Source organism: Priestia sp. ST2 (assembly GCF_055810735.1).
On sequence record NZ_JBVVNT010000002.1, the window covers coordinates 1,149,798 to 1,165,245 of the forward strand.

Sequence of the window (15,448 nt, forward strand, 5' to 3'; positions counted from 1 at the left end):
ATAAAAGCGGTTTCAATATACGGATACCCTTTTAGCCTTTATATGTATGTGATGCCCCGCATATAGTTGCTGCCATATGCAGCCAAATAATTATTTTACTATAAATTTTTCCAAAGCGATAGATAATTTCAAAAATATGACTTTCCTCTCATTGATAGAAACATGCGTACATGATGTTTTATTTCCTTTTTAAATTGCAAAAAAGCACCCCGTAACACCTGGTACGGGATGCTTTTATATATTTTGTATGATCAACTTAAGCGGGGATCTTTTAATAAACGTTCCATTTCTTCCATATGATTTGTTTCATCTGCAATCATATCTTCAAGCTTTACAACAAGCTCTGTTAACCCTAACTCTTCCGCTTGTTTTTTACGCTCTTCGTAGCGCTGGATAGTTTCTTTTTCAGCCTTGCTCGCTTCTTTAAGCATTTCCGTTACGTTTGAGACGTGCTTCACCTCAGCTGGCTTTGTTGTTGGCTCACCGCCAAGGTTTTTGATTTTTTCTGATAAATAAAGGGCATGTCCTTGCTCATCAGGAATTTCTCCTTCAAAGAAAGGTTTTAAAATTTGATATTCTAGGCCGGTTACTGTAGACGCATAGTAAGTGTACTGAATAACCGCCGAATATTCACCCGCTAAATCGGTATTAAGTCCCTCTATTAGTTGTCTCATTTTCTCTTCCATTTGAATAAACACCCTTTCATTTGCTGTTAGTAGACATGTACCCTTTCTATCTAGTCCTAAACCACAATAAGGCGATATTCTGCTCCTTCTTTTTAAAAGTAGGGAAATTACTGAAGAGAGCGAAGATGTTTGATTTCTATATTTTTAAAGAGAGACGTTCCTCCTTGAGAGAAAAGCGTAATTCCTTGGTCGTTGTGACGCGGAAACACTTCGCTAGAATGCACGGTTTTTCCATCATCAACAAAGACTTCAATGCTTGTTTTATCTACCAATATCTTCAAATGAACATTTTTCTTGCCTGCATCAAAGTAATCACGGCTTTCCACATACTTTTTGCTTTGATCAGGCTGATTGCTATAGCTTCTGTTCACATATGAGACGTTATCTTTTGCAAAAATGCCCACATCAATGTGCCGCTTTTGATCTGCGGACTCTCGAAGTCGTAAGCCTACATTTTCTGCATCTGACCATGAAATATCTGTATCAAGCTGATAAGCTTCACCTTTTACCTTTAACTTTTTCTCTCCGTTTACTTCTACTTGTTCAACAGAGTTTGTTGAATCAGTTAGCTGATTTAATTCTTCGACAGGCTTTGATAACAGGCTGTACTGATCGTCTTCTTGTTTTGAAAGCGTAATTTCCCGGGTTACTGAATCGAAGCCGTTAAACCCTTCTTTCATCGTTGGCGTCTTATCCGGATAATCCCAGTTGTTCATCCATGCAAAAGCGTAGCGCTTTTCTAAGGAACCTTTATTTTTACCGTCTTCAAACGTTACTGCTCCGTACCAATCGAAACCATGATCGAGCCATTGCGGCTCGTCCATATCGGGAGTGAATGTTGTTCCATCGTAATTTCCTGTCCAATAAGCATAGGTGTTTGGCTTTCCGCTTTCTTTTCCATTTGCACTTGTCCCGAGAACCCACTTAACTGTCCCGTCATCTGCCTTCATTTGAAAAAGATCTGGACATTCGGTAATGCCAATGTCTTTAGTTACAAATCCTCCCGTATACGTCCAATCCTTTAGGTTAGAAGATTCATAAAATCCGATTTTTTCACCTTCTGACATGACGAGAACCCACTTGTCATGTTCATTATCCCATATGACTTTGGGATCTCTAAAATCTTTGGTGCCTGGATTAGGCATGATAGGATTTTTGCTATATGATTTAAAGGTTTTTCCTCTATCGGTACTATACCATAGATACTGTTCTTGCTTTTGTCCATCGGCAGAAGGCTGGGTCATAATGGCTACAATTGCGTCTTTACCAAAGCCTGCTGTGTTATCTTTATCCTCTACAACGGATCCGGACCATATATCGCCATTTTTATTTGTATACTTTGGAATAGCTACTCCTTCATCTTTCCAATGAACCAAATCTTTAGACGTTGCATGTCGCCATTCCGTCCCGTTCCCTTTAGGATAATCATGATTGTATAAGTAATAGTAATGATATTTCCCGTCAAAATAAATGGGCTTTTGAGGATCATTTTTCCATTTATCAGGCGTACTAAAGTGATACACCGGGCGATAAGTGGATTCACTTTTATTCTCTTTTTCTTTTCCTTGGTCTTTTGTATCCTCTTTTTTGGATACGGCTGTTATAATAAGTCCGGCTATTATAACTAAAAGAACGGCAAGCGTTATCCATTTATAAGCACCTTTTTTCTTCAAACAAACCCCAACCTTTCTCTTTTTTGTCTACATCGAATAAAACAAAAGGAAATGGTGATTACAATCACCATTTCCTTTTATTGCTATTGCAAAGCGCTCAGTCTTCATCTACTGTTAACTGACCTTGCTCAAGAACACGATCTTTTACAACAGATGTTTTTGAACCGTCAATGTTCACTAAGAAGCTTGGTGCAAATGTAGAGTGGTTGTCTTCATAAAAGCCTCTATTTGTCATGTAGCTTGTAATAACGACATTATCGCCTTTTGTTTGAGGTACAGCAAAGTGAGAATACGTAAATGTTTTATCATTAGGATCTAAATCCATATGAAGAACTAATCCTGTATCATTTAAAGGCTTATATTTTCCTGTTAATGTATTTGAAACATAGCCTAGCATATACACATCATCTTGCCCGATTCCATCAATCGTCATTTTAGATCCGCGAGAATCGGTGAACAAGTACCATTTTCCATCTTTTTTGAAAATGTTTGCACGTTCAATTTCGTCTGTAACTGTGTTTGATGTAATAAGCGGCTTCATTACTTTTTTGAGCGTATAGTCATTATTTAACTCAATAATGCCCAAAGCCCCGTTTGCTAAAGAAGCTTTTTCTTTATTAGATCCTTCAAGAAGCTTTTTCTTTTCAGATTGGAAGAAAGGATTGTTTCCTCCGTAGTATGCTCTGTTATATAGAGAGTCTTCGCCTTGATAGCCATCTTCTGTTCCTGTGTTAGCTTCGAAAACAAGATACTTATGTCCGTTGTCCTCTATGTAATGAGGATCTCTTAGCGTATGGTTATCCCCTGTGTCATAACCGCCTTCATCAATAAACTGCTGAACCGTTTGATAAATCTTTCCGTCACCGTCAAAGATTGACTTGTAATCTTCTACTCCATCAACTTTTAACGTATTATCGTTTGGCTGAGACATGTTCACTTGAGCTGTCGTTAACGTTTGTTTTCCGTATTGTTTACCTGAATAATCCGTGTAGAACAAACGAACTTTACCATCTTTTGTTAACGTGGCAGAACCAGACCATTCTTGTGTTTGATTTTTAAGATGCGGGTCATTTGGAACAAATTTATCGCTGTCTTTAAACACTCTTCCAGCGTTTTTCCAGCTATCAATTGATTTGTCTCCAGCTTTTTTATAGAAAAGATAAACAGACGTGTCATTCGAATCTTTTGGATCACCTGCTAGGGCAAACACAATTTGATATCCATGATAAGTCGCTACTGTTCCATCAGCATTTTGTAATGGCCAGCTGTCCCATACATCTAAGTCAATTGTATTTCCGGATGCATTTTTTCCTTTAGCAGAAGCAATGTTTTTAATAGTTGATTCATCAAAAGCAGGAACTTTAAACTGATCACTGTTTTGCTGCTGTGGAATTTTCACCATATTATCGCGAGTAATATGCGAAATTCCGTAGCTATTATTAAAGTCTTTGCTGTCGTTTCCTTTAGCAAATGTTTGATATCCCCCGCCTACTAGTAGGGCTGCAGCCAATGTAGCAGCAGTTGTATGCTTAGCAACTCGTTTCATTTTCATATGTTTTCTCCTTTTGTGTTAGTAAAGAATATAAATTTATTAATTCAATTAGCTATCAAAAATCCGAAAACAGAACCGGTTCCGTTCAACCAAAAGATTACTTGGATAAATGGCGAAAGTCAAACATGCCAAATGTAGCTATTTCTCATTTTTATCTTTTTCCTTGAGCTGTAACTAGGACCAAAGTTTACGTGTAAGGGCCTTTTTTATGTAACCGTTTTTCCAACAAAAGTGTAAGGCTTTTTTTATATTTCAAACCACGATTTCCAGCCGTTGCGTTTTATACTTTCTACATGATTAAACACTTTATCTTTCCAGCATTGAAAGCGCTATTCTGTTTTTTATACTTTCCGACTATTCTATTTTCATCAATCTCTTGAAAAAATCAGTACTTTTTTTTATTAGCCGGATATGAAAACGTTCTATTCTTTTTCCTTTCTAAAGATTAGGATGATAATAATAAAGGTCTAAAGTATGTTTTTAGAAAAAAATATTCCTTCTTTTTACCTACTCATTTTTATCTTTTTTAATGCATTATACGCTCTCCCTTTTGTAAAAAGAGAGAGCGTATAATGCATTTTTTGAATATTAAGAGTCTAAGCCAGTTGCTTTTCCTTCACGGCTGGAATCAGCTGCTCCAAATAAACGGCCGGTTTCTTTATCAATTTGAATACCTTGAACATTTCCGATTGGGAATGGCTCATCTCCAAAATTAAATCCCATGGCTTCTAGCTCTCCCTTGGCATTCATATCCACTCCGGCTTCCCAACCGATAAGTGATCCTGTACTATTAAAAATTCTTGGTTCTTCAATCGCTTCTTTTATATCCATTCCATAGTCTAAGACATTCATAAGCGTTTGAAACACAGACCCTACAATCGTTGGTCCGCCTGGAGACCCTAAAGTAAGTACAGGTTCGCTGTCTTTAAAAACGATGGTTGGACTTTTACAGCTAACCGGACGCTTTCCTGCATCCGCTTGATTTAATCCTCCAGGAATAGCATCAAAATCAGTAAGCTCGTTGTTGAGTAAAAACCCATGGTCTTTAACCATAATTCCTGTACCAAAAGGATGTTCCACAGTTGATGTACAAGCGACAATATTGCCCCAGCGGTCAACTACCGTGAAGTGAGTTGTTTCACTAAGCTCACGTTCAGGTTCATAAGGCTGACGCACAACGTTCACTTTTTGGCCTTTCTCATAATCCCACGGGTTGCCAAAATCAACTTTCTCATTTTTATGCTTCCAATTAATCAATTTTTGACGTTCCTTTATATATTCATCATTTAAAAGCCCTTTTAGTGGAATATCACTGTAGGCTGGATCTCCAGAGAATGCAATTTTATCTGAAAATGCAATACGCATAGCTTCTGCAAACAAATAATACTTTTCCCAAGATTTCACGTCGTACTGAGACACATCAAAGTCCTCTAATATCTTTAAGATTTGCAGCACGGTGGTTCCTCCTGCACTAGGCATGTTGGAAGAAGCAATTCGGTATCCTTTATAATCTCCCCACACGGGCTCATCAATCTTAATCTGGTATTCTTTCAAATCCGACAGTTCCATAAAACCGCCGTGCTCTTTGATCGTTGAAATAATGGCTTCTGCAATTTCACCTTCATAAAAAGCCTCAATACCTTTTTCTTGAAGAATGCGGAAGGTTTTAGCAAGATCTTTTTTATTAATCATATCTCCTTCTTGCATAGGCTTGCCGTTTGGAGAATATAGCTGCTTAGCATGTTCTCCTAGTCGATAGGCATATGTTTTTAAAATATCTCCAAGAACCCAGTTTGTTTCCACACCTGCTTCTGCTGCTTTGGCAGCCGGTTCAATCAATTCAGCAAGGGGTTTTGTTCCATACTCTTTACGAGCTGCTTCCATCGCCTTTAAAATCCCTGGAATTCCAATTGCCGTTGCATGAGTAGAACGCTTTCTAAACGGAATAACTTCTTTATTTTCATCAAGAAACATTTCAGGATAGGCTGCTTTAGGAGCCTGAGAATGCCCGTCAAAAATTTTAGTTGTTTTGCTTTCATTGTGGTATACCATAAAAAAGCCGCTGCCTCCAATACCCGTCATCATCGGCTCTCCAACGTTGAGCCCAAACTGAACGGCAATTGCTGCATCAATTGCATTGCCTCCGGCTCTTAGCACTTGTTCTCCGGCATCTGTTGCAATTGGATGAGCACTGGCTACCATTCCTGTTTTTCCAACCGCTGTTTCTCTTCTATATGAACTCTTTCCTGAACGAGATAAACTTTTGCCATTAATCATCTTTTACGACCTCCTAGTTACTTACTTTATCTGGGATATTGGTAAAATACCCTATTGCTTTTGAGATAAAACTGTTTAAATTTGTATTGATTACTTTAACAATCCTATTTATAGACCAATATCCCTAGCGTATTTTAAGCCTTTGAAAGCCGTAAAATAGAAAAAGTGCCCACCCTTTTTGTTCTAAAAAAGGTTAGCACTTTTTGCGTTTTCTAACGTTTATACACTTTTACACTTGTACCGGAGCTACTTCATTATTTACGTTCAGCAGGTCATAAAGCTCTAGAAGTCTTCCTATTTCATAGGTTGAATTCCAATTTGTATCATTCTTTTTTTTCTGAGGATTAAGCCAGCACGTGTCAATACCCGCCAGCTGCCCGCCTTGAATGTCTGCACTCAAAGAATCTCCAATAATTAATGTTTCATGTACGGACAACTCTGTTATACGTGAAAAAACATAATCAAAATATTCCTTCATAGGCTTTTGAAAGCCCGTATCTTCTGAAACAAATACTTCTTTAAAATAAGGATATAGACCTGAGTCCTGAAGGCGTTTATATTGCGTAGCCGATACGCCATTTGTAACAACATATAACTCATAGTGACAGCTCAGGTTTTTAATTACCTCAAACGCTCCGTCAATGAGCTGATGGCCATTGTTCAAATATGTTCGGTACTCTGTTTCAAGTAGCTTTCCGTCTTTTTCTATTCCATATTCTTTACATAGAGTAGAAAAGCGGGTATTTACAACTTGCTCACGGCTTATTTTATTTTCTTCAAAAGCTGTCCATAACCCCTGGTTGATCAAACTATAACGTTTTTTGCTTTCCTCAGTCAGCGGAATATCGTGGTTAGCAAAAAGAAGCTGTAAAGCCTGCTCTTCGGCTGCGTTAAAATCCAAAAGTGTATTATCAATGTCAAATAGCAGCGTTCGGTATGTTTTCATTCTTCTCTCTCCCCTTCAACTAATCTATTGCTTTTTCTATTCGTATATATTGTCGTTTGCTAGACAGCTCAGTTTTTCCTTATCTTTGAGAATAATGGAGCCTTTCTTTTTTTCAATAACTCCTTGCGCTACAAATTTCTGAAGAACACGATTTAAATGCCGGTAAGTCGTTCCGATTAAATTAGCTATATCTTTTAAGCTTTCTGTTTTTTGATTCATAACCAAATGCGATTCTTCACAAAAAATAGAGAGTAAGTAACTAGCCAGCCGCACTTCAACTGGGTACATTAAATTAAAGCTTAGCGAGTTCGATTTTGCGCAAAACTTTTTTGTGAGCATTTCCAATAAAAACGTCAGCAGCTGTGGATCCTTGCTCGCATACTGTTTTAATCGTTTGTATGGTATACCAATAACAACTAAAGGTGAAACGGCTTCAACCGTATTCATAATATCAACATCTTGTACGTACTCAATATCACCTATTACTTCCAGGGGCTGTTTAAAAGAAAGAACAAGCGTCTTGCCTTCGGGCGATATGGTATAAACTTTAACCTTGCCTTTCATCAATATGTACAAACAGTGGGACGCATCTCCTTGAGAACAAAGACGTTCCCCTGCGTCGACATCATACAGTGACAAATGCGGTAGTAACTCTTTTTTGAAAACCGACTCTAATTTATAAGTATTTATATACTCCATCAGCTGTTTCTCACTTGTAATTTCCCTCATGTTTTCCTCTCCATCATAACGGTTTCTTTTATTAAACAATAACATTTCCTAAAATAAAAAGGACATATGTCTCAAATAAATTTTTAATTTTTACGTTATGTTCATAGCTCACTTTCAAGATAAATATATACACAAAAAAGACTCCAGCTTGTTCGCTTAGAGTCTTTTTTTGCTAAACGCTCTTTTTATTTCTACCGTATCCAACGTAAATAAAGACGCCAATCAGCATCCAGCCGATTGAATACATCCACGTTTTCATTGATAAGTTGAACATGAGAAAGATACAGCAAAGAATAGCAATAATCGGAATAAATGGTACAAAAGGTACTTTGAAACCGCGCTTTAGGTTAGGCTGAGTTTTTCGCAGAACCAAAATCGAAAATGAAACGGCAGCAAACGTGACAATCGCTAGCATATTCGCTAAATCTGCCAGCTGTTTTAAATCAACAAAACCAGCTACAACAGCGCCTAACGCGCCCACAAGCCATGTGGATATGACAGGTTCGCTGTTTTTTCGGTTTACTTTCGCAAAAAGAGACGGCAATAATCCATCATGGCTCATTGACATCAGTATGCGAGGCACGACAAACAAATAAGCAAATACGACGGCCATAATACCAATAACCGCTCCTATAGATACAATGAGCGCTGCCCATTCTTGTCCTACGCTATTGAGCGCATATGACAACGCATCACCTACGTTTAGCTCTTTATAAGAAACCATTCCTGTTAATACTAATGCAATTACTACGTAAATGACTGCACAAACACTTAGTGCAATCAAAATGCCTAGCGGCAAGTTTCTTTGCGGATTTTTCACTTCTTCTGCCGAAGTAGAAATGGCATCAAATCCGTTATAAGCAAAAAAGACGGAAGCTGCGCCTGCAAAGATTCCTTTCACACCAAAAGGAGTAAATGGGTGCCAGTTATTTGTATGAATAAAAAAGACGCCGACGGCTACAAATAAAAGAACAATACCTATCTTGATTAAAACCATTAAGTTATTTATTTTTTTACTTTCTTTTACCCCTCTTGTTAATAAAAACGACATGCACAGCACAATAAATACCGCAGGAAGATTAATAATACCTCCACCGCTTGGTATGGCCGTGAACGATTCAGGAAGTCTAATACCAAATTCAGTAAGCACATTATTCACATAAGATGACCATCCGCCCGCTACGGAAGCTAAAGATACCGTATAGCATCCCACGATGGACCATCCTATCAAATGCGCTACAAATTTTCCTAGTGAAACATATATGTATGTATATGCGCCTCCTGAACTTGGAATAGCTGAACCAAATTCTGCATAACACAGCGCAACAAGAATACAGGCTACTGCAGAAATAACAAAGGAAATGGAGACCGAGGGCCCTGCATCCCTCGCGGCAACTAACCCTGCTATAACCAGAACTCCTGTCCCAATAGTTGCTCCTACTCCCATCAAAATCACATCAAATAACCCTAGTGTCTTAGTTGATTCTTTTGCCGCATTTTCCTCTAACAGCTTGTTAACATCTTTTTTTGCAAACAGATTACTCATGATGACTAACCTCTCTTCATCTCATTACGAATGACTACTTTTTAGTGGTAGATCTTTCTATATATGTAACAGTGAATTATTTTACTACATTTAATTTTCTGTGTAAAATAATTTAGTTTTTGAACTTTTTAATGATTAAAATAAATTTGCTAGTGATGTTTTTTATAACATCATTATGATGTACCCGAACAGACTAAAAATATGTGTTAACAACTTTCTCAAAATTGGCTTCATTCACGATTGCTTTTGTACTATACTAAAGAAAAACTTCTTAGGAGCTACTTAAAAGATGAACTTATTTTATTTTCTAAAGGGGTTAGTGATCGGCTTTTCCGTTGCTGCACCCGTCGGTCCCATTGGTATTTTATGTATTAATCGCACGTTATCTAAAGGGCGATTACACGGATTTGTATCTGGTCTGGGAGCAGCTACAGCAGATGCTCTTTATGGATGCATCGCTGCGTTTGGCCTAACGTTCATTACAACCTTTTTACTAACCCAAAAGATTTGGCTTCAGCTGATTGGGGGATTATTTTTATGTTATTTAGGTGTACAAACTTTTCGTTCTCGACCTGCAGAGCACGCTGCCGCTGCTAGAGGAGAAGGTTTACTTCGTTCTTATACATCCGTTCTTTTTTTAACGGTTACGAATCCAATGACGATCTTATTTTTTATTGGCGTATTTTCTGGTGTAGGCATTAGTAAATCAGCATTTGATGCTGCTTCTGCTTTGACAATGGTTGCAGGCGTATTTTTAGGATCGGCCTGCTGGTGGCTTTCGCTCAGTTTTGCTATTAGTCTTGCCCGTTCGAAGTTTACGAATAACAGCTTAATCTGGGTAAATCGTATTTCGGGAGCGGTTGTACTGACTTTCGGGATATTTGCGTTATACAAATTGCTATAAAAAGTCATTTGTCTCCTTTTCTGGGGACGAATGACTTTTTTAATAGAAAAGAATAATCTTAAAAAATACCCTAAACGCTGTCTTTTCTGTATAATAGATAAATAGAAAAACAGAAAAAGTATAAAAATGCTTGAAAACTACATATTCAATCATTAGTCTTCAAACATAATAAGGGGAAATAAAGCATGACCATTCTTCTAGTAGATGACAATCAAGTCAATCTATTTGTGATTGAAAAAATTTTAAAAGGCGCTGGCTACGATAACTGTGTGTCTCTTACGTCTGCCCATGCCCTTTTCGACTATCTTAACCTGGACGATGAGAACTCAAAAACGAATTCGGTCGATTTGATTTTACTTGATATTATGATGCCCGAAATTGATGGAATCGAAGCCTGCAGGCGAATTCAACAGGTAGAACGCTTAAAACATATTCCAATTATCTTTGTCACAGCTCTAGAGGACAGCAGCAAATTAGTAGAAGCTCTAGACGCCGGTGGAACAGATTACGTCACAAAGCCGATCAATAAAGTGGAACTGCTGGCTCGTATGCGGGTAGCTTTACGCCTTAAGGCAGAAATTGACTGGCACACGGAACATGAAAAGAAAATTCAAACTGAGTTAGATTTAGCTACGCACGTACAGCAAAACTTACTCAGTCCCCCTCTACGAGAGAAAGATATTCAAATGGAAGTTTCATATTATCCTTCTTTTAAATTAGCGGGTGATATGTACTATTGGCACAAAATTGACGAGCACCGGTACGGAATTATCCTTTTTGATATGATGGGGCACGGCATCTCTGCCTCGCTTGTTTGTATGTTTATTTCGTCTGTGCTCAGAGAAGCTATCAAGTCTCTCGTAGACCCTGAGCAGGTTATTACAGAGTTGAATCGCTACATGGAATTATTGCACAGCGAAAAAGATGAAATCCCTTACTATTTCACTGCTATTTATTTAGTGATTGATACGGAAGCTAAGACAGTAGAATATGTGAATGCCGGGCATCCAGAAGGTTATATGTTAGTGGATGAACATACGCTTGTTCCTCTTCAACGAGGAAGCTGCCCTGTAGGGTTTTTTGAAGAAATGGACGTTCAGAAATCTGTTGTCAGCTTTGAGAACGATGTGCAAATTTTGCTATTTACAGACGGAGCTCTTGAATCAATGGGCCCTTGCGAAAATGAATCTGCCCTTCGTCTTCAAAAGCTTACTGAACAAAAATGGACAAATCCGCAGACATTTATGAATGAAATTTTTTCAGAAGAACAAAAGTTAAATCAGCCTGATGATATGTGCGTGCTTATGATTCAAGCACAAGCACAATAAAAAAAGACCTCATAAATGAGGTCTTTTTTTATTGCTTTTGATAAATGCGCTCGTTCCCTGCAAACTCGATATAAGAAGCTGCTCCTTCAGCAAAGCGAAGCGTTTCTTTATCACCAAGCCCAAGAAATCCTTTTGCACAAAGGCTTTCTGAAAATAAATTATACACTTGATTTTGCAGCTGAGCTGTAAAATAAATAAGGACGTTTCGGCAAATGATGACGTGAAATTCATTAAATGACTGATCCGTGACTAAATTATGCTGAGCAAAGATAATATTTTTTAACAGCGACGGATGAAAATATGCATAGTGATGATCCGTCTGATAATATTCTGAGAAGGCGTTCTTTCCACCGGCTTGAATATAATTTTTTGTATATGACTTCATTTTACGTAAAGAAAAGGCACCTTGTTTTGCTTTTTCTAATACATCTTCGTTCATATCGGTTGCGTAAATGACCGTTTTATCCATTAACCCTTCTTCTTCTAAAAGAATCGCCATAGAAAATACCTCTTCGCCCGTTGCACAGCCAGCGTGCCAAATGCGAATTTCCGGATAATCCTTTAATACCGGAATCACTTTTGTGCGAAATGCTTTAAAAAAGCTCGGATCGCGAAACATTTCTGTCACATTTATCGAAAAATCATTTAAAAGCTGATTCATAAATTCTTCTTCGTGAATCGCTTTTTCTAGCAATCGAGACACAGTTGGAATACGTTCAATTTTCATTCGATTATAGACCCGGCGACAGATAGAAGATTTAGCGTACTGTCTGAAATCGAATCCTGTTAATCGATAAATAGCCGTCAGCAGTAAATCAATCTCCAAATCTGTTTTTTTATTCATAACTAAGTCTTCACTTAAGTCTAGGTGCTTCATATCCATTTATGTTTCATACCCCGCTTAATTTACTAGCCATACACGCATAACGGAGAACAGCTGATTTAAATCTAAAGGTTTGCTGATATAATCTGATGCTCCAGCTTCCAAGCATTTTTCACGATCATTTTTCATCGCTTTAGCGGTTAGTGCAATAATAGGCAAATCAACAAGCTTTAGCTCTCCTCTAATTTTCTGCATCGCTTCATATCCGTCCATTTGCGGCATCATAATATCCATTAAAATGAGATCAAATGGTTCACTATTCTTCATCATTTCAAGACACTCTATTCCGTTATGAGCTGTCATAATGCTCATACCTTGTTTAGCTAGCGCAGTTTTTAAGGCAAAGATGTTGCGCTGGTCATCATCTACGATGAGCACTCGCTTATCCTGAAATACATTTTCATCATCTTGTAATGAAGGTTCAACTGGTTGTACAGGATGATCAATTTCAGTTATTTCTGCTTCAGGTTCAGCTTCTTCTACAGATACTGCTACTTCTTCATATGCAAAATTTACTTTTTCATAGTCAACAAGACCGTTAGAGAGACTAGGAAGATAGAGTGTAAACGTACTTCCTTTTCCTACTTCACTGCTTAGGGAAATCCAGCCGCCCAATAATTTTGCAAACTCACTGCAAATAGATAAGCCAAGTCCCGTTCCTCCGTACTTGCGAACCGTAGCTCCATCGGCCTGCTGAAACGCTTCAAAGATAAGCTGATGCTTTTCTTTTGGTATACCAATCCCTGTATCAGCTACAGCTATTTCTAGCCAGCAATCCGTATCCACTGTACGCATAGCTGTTGTAAGACGATGGTCAGCTACTCGTTGAATAGATACTGTGACAGATCCCGATTCCGTAAATTTAAATGCATTTGATAAAAGATTTTTCACAATTTGCTGGAATCTCTTTTCATCTGTGTGAATGATGTCAGGTACATCTTGTGCTTTATTAATTTTTAATTGTACTTTTTTCTGTTCAGCAACGTGGCTGAAATTACGTTCAATTTGATCTGGAAGCTCACTCATATTCATCTCAGCAAGCAAGACATCTAGTTTTCCAGACTCTACTTTTGATAAATCCAAGATGTCGTTGATTAATGCCAACAAGTCTTTTCCTGAAGAATGGATAATACGAGCATATTCTTCTTCATCTTCAGATAGCGTTTTAGCCGCGTTTTCCTCAAGCATTTCAGACAAAATAAGAATGCTGTTAAGCGGTGTTCGAAGCTCGTGCGACATATTAGCAAGGAATTCAGATTTGTATTGAGAATTCAATTCCAGCTGATGCGCTTTTTCTTCTAAATCTTCTTTTGCAGCCTCTAATTCAAACGATTTTTCTTCTGCATCTTTCGTTCTTTCTTCTAGCTGTTCATTAATCATACGCAGCTCTTCAGACTGCATTTGCAGTTCTTCTGACTGTGTTTGAAGTTCTTCAGACTGAGCCTGGAGCTCTTCTGTCATCGCCTGAGATTCTTTTAATAGACGGGCAATTTCCATTCGTCTGATTACACCATTGATAGTGAGACCAAACGTTTCAATCACTTGACTAATAAGTTCTTGCTCTAAAACTGTAAATTCGTGCAGCGATGCCAGCTCGATAACTGCAATTACTTCATCTTCAAATAAGACGGGCACAATAAAAATACTCTTAGGTTTTACGTCTCCTAATCCTGAAGCAATGAGCTGGTACGTGTCAGGTACATCGTTTATGACAAGGGTTCTTTTTTCTAAAGCAGCTTGTCCAATGAGCCCTTGGCCTATCAAAAAGCTCTCTCTTCCCGCGTCGCCTTTTCTATCTGCAAAAGCAGCTTGTTTGACGAATAGATCTCCTTTATCATTTTCCTCTCGAACATAAAATGCTCCGAAAGAAGCTCCTGTCATTTCTGAAACCGTAAAGAGAAATTTTTCCGCAAGCTTGTCTACAGATGCTATGCCTTGGTACATCGTTACAGCATGAGCAATGTTCGTTTGCAGCCAGTTTCGCTCTTCAATATTTTCTAACAACGCGTTCGTGGCTATCCCTAAATCTTTAATTTCATCATTAGATCGAACTTTAATTCTTCCTTTTAACTCGCCTTTTGAAGCCGTAATTCGTTTGATCGTTTGCGTAACTTCTTTAATCGTATTCACAATGGAATTGGATAAAACAATAGCGATAGCAAGTGAAATAAGCGTAACAAATAACAGCAAACCGTAAAGTCCAATTTTAATTTTTTGATTTTTCTCGTCTAACTCTGTTGCTCTTGTTTCAGTCGATTTTTTCTCTACATTTCTAAAAGAAGTAAACTGGCTGCGTATATCATCCATATACTGGCGCCCAGGATCTTTCTCAAAAAACTGCTGAAGCTCTTTTGTATTATTTTCTTTTTTTAATGCAATGGTCGGTTCACCAGCGGCTTCAATCCAGTCTTGAATGCTTCCTTTAATCTTCTCCAGTTTCTCCTGCTGATTTGGATTATTATTTAGAAGCTGATACAGTGCATTATAATCTTTTTCCCAACTTGATGCTGCGCTGTTATAAGGTTCTAAGTAACTCGCTTCTCCTGTAATAATATAGCCTCTTTGTCCGGTTTCCATATCGAGCAGGTGTTTTTCAATTCGATTGGTCAGATCATGCACTTCAATATCATGATCAATGATAAAATTTCGTTCTTTTTGCAAAGATGAAATTTGACTGTTTAAAACAATAAATGCAATAAATAAACAGACAATAACAATTAAATATCCAATAATAATTTTGGATTTAATGCCAAACCTCATTTTCTTTTCCATAATGTTCCTACTTTCATTCTAGATATTCTTCTAGAAGCATCCGAAAAACATGTTTATTTTTGCCGCTGGACAATTTTACTTTCAGTACACACTCTCCACTCCATCTTCCTTTGCTTGATAGGGCTTCTCTCTTTTTCCTATCAATTCAACAT

At 37.8% G+C, this 15,448-nt stretch carries 11 protein-coding genes; 2 read left to right on the forward strand and 9 right to left on the reverse strand.

Annotated elements, in window-relative coordinates; all coding sequences use genetic code 11:
• Positions 1 to 251: 251 nt before the first annotated feature.
• The 7 genes from AC0KUU_RS12250 to AC0KUU_RS12280 all read right to left on the reverse strand — a co-directional run bounded on the left by AC0KUU_RS12250 (position 252) and on the right by AC0KUU_RS12280 (position 9,409).
• Positions 252 to 686 (reverse strand): ferritin-like domain-containing protein, encoded by a 435-nt coding sequence (locus tag AC0KUU_RS12250; RefSeq protein WP_013056263.1) that lies wholly within the window; start codon positions 684 to 686, stop codon positions 252 to 254.
• Between the two features lie 107 nt (positions 687 to 793).
• Complete coding sequence (locus tag AC0KUU_RS12255) at positions 794 to 2,359, reverse strand: glycoside hydrolase family 32 protein (protein ID WP_165575336.1); 1,566 nt, start codon at positions 2,357 to 2,359, stop codon at positions 794 to 796.
• A gap of 97 nt (positions 2,360 to 2,456) precedes the next feature.
• Positions 2,457 to 3,911, reverse strand: a complete 1,455-nt coding sequence (locus AC0KUU_RS12260; protein WP_043979166.1) for a glycoside hydrolase family 68 protein — start codon at positions 3,909 to 3,911, stop codon at positions 2,457 to 2,459.
• Positions 3,912 to 4,499: 588 nt separating this feature from the next.
• Positions 4,500 to 6,188, reverse strand: coding sequence for a gamma-glutamyltransferase (ggt, locus tag AC0KUU_RS12265; protein WP_043979169.1), 1,689 nt, complete (start codon positions 6,186 to 6,188; stop codon positions 4,500 to 4,502).
• 229 nt (positions 6,189 to 6,417) lie between these two features.
• On the reverse strand, positions 6,418 to 7,134 hold the full coding sequence (locus AC0KUU_RS12270) for a YjjG family noncanonical pyrimidine nucleotidase (protein WP_043979171.1): 717 nt from the start codon (positions 7,132 to 7,134) through the stop codon (positions 6,418 to 6,420).
• 36 nt (positions 7,135 to 7,170) lie between these two features.
• Positions 7,171 to 7,863: a Crp/Fnr family transcriptional regulator gene (locus AC0KUU_RS12275; protein WP_043979174.1), complete on the reverse strand. Its 693-nt coding sequence runs from the start codon at positions 7,861 to 7,863 to the stop codon at positions 7,171 to 7,173.
• A gap of 172 nt (positions 7,864 to 8,035) precedes the next feature.
• Positions 8,036 to 9,409, reverse strand: a complete 1,374-nt coding sequence (locus AC0KUU_RS12280; RefSeq protein WP_043979177.1) for an amino acid permease — start codon at positions 9,407 to 9,409, stop codon at positions 8,036 to 8,038.
• A gap of 289 nt (positions 9,410 to 9,698) precedes the next feature.
• On the opposite strand from AC0KUU_RS12280, the gene AC0KUU_RS12285 reads away from it, so the two are divergent.
• Together AC0KUU_RS12285 and AC0KUU_RS12290 are read left to right on the forward strand one after the other, a co-directional pair.
• Positions 9,699 to 10,313, forward strand: coding sequence for a LysE family translocator (locus tag AC0KUU_RS12285; RefSeq protein WP_322551932.1), 615 nt, complete (start codon positions 9,699 to 9,701; stop codon positions 10,311 to 10,313).
• A gap of 185 nt (positions 10,314 to 10,498) precedes the next feature.
• A complete protein-coding gene (locus AC0KUU_RS12290; protein ID WP_028408099.1) occupies positions 10,499 to 11,641 on the forward strand; it encodes a SpoIIE family protein phosphatase in 1,143 nt (380 codons plus the stop codon).
• 28 nt (positions 11,642 to 11,669) lie between these two features.
• Here the strand turns inward: AC0KUU_RS12290 and AC0KUU_RS12295 are convergent, their stop codons facing one another.
• On the reverse strand, positions 11,670 to 12,524 hold the full coding sequence (locus tag AC0KUU_RS12295; protein WP_013056253.1) for a CheR family methyltransferase: 855 nt from the start codon (positions 12,522 to 12,524) through the stop codon (positions 11,670 to 11,672).
• An 18-nt stretch (positions 12,525 to 12,542) separates the two neighbouring features.
• Positions 12,543 to 15,296: a CHASE3 domain-containing protein gene (locus AC0KUU_RS12300; RefSeq protein ID WP_322551931.1), complete on the reverse strand. Its 2,754-nt coding sequence runs from the start codon at positions 15,294 to 15,296 to the stop codon at positions 12,543 to 12,545.
• Positions 15,297 to 15,448 lie beyond the last annotated feature (152 nt).

Coding starts and splice junctions, on each gene's coding strand:
- AC0KUU_RS12275 (WP_043979174.1), bottom strand. CDS start 7,863: ATGAGGGAAATTACAAGTGAGAAACAGCTGATGGAGTATATAAATACT.
- AC0KUU_RS12270 (WP_043979171.1), bottom strand. CDS start 7,134: ATGAAAACATACCGAACGCTGCTATTTGACATTGATAATACACTTTTG.
- AC0KUU_RS12285 (WP_322551932.1), top strand. CDS start 9,699: ATGAACTTATTTTATTTTCTAAAGGGGTTAGTGATCGGCTTTTCCGTT.
- ggt (WP_043979169.1), bottom strand. CDS start 6,188: ATGATTAATGGCAAAAGTTTATCTCGTTCAGGAAAGAGTTCATATAGA.
- AC0KUU_RS12260 (WP_043979166.1), bottom strand. CDS start 3,911: ATGAAAATGAAACGAGTTGCTAAGCATACAACTGCTGCTACATTGGCT.
- AC0KUU_RS12280 (WP_043979177.1), bottom strand. CDS start 9,409: ATGAGTAATCTGTTTGCAAAAAAAGATGTTAACAAGCTGTTAGAGGAA.
- AC0KUU_RS12290 (WP_028408099.1), top strand. CDS start 10,499: ATGACCATTCTTCTAGTAGATGACAATCAAGTCAATCTATTTGTGATT.
- AC0KUU_RS12250 (WP_013056263.1), bottom strand. CDS start 686: ATGGAAGAGAAAATGAGACAACTAATAGAGGGACTTAATACCGATTTA.
- AC0KUU_RS12295 (WP_013056253.1), bottom strand. CDS start 12,524: ATGGATATGAAGCACCTAGACTTAAGTGAAGACTTAGTTATGAATAAA.
- AC0KUU_RS12300 (WP_322551931.1), bottom strand. CDS start 15,296: ATGGAAAAGAAAATGAGGTTTGGCATTAAATCCAAAATTATTATTGGA.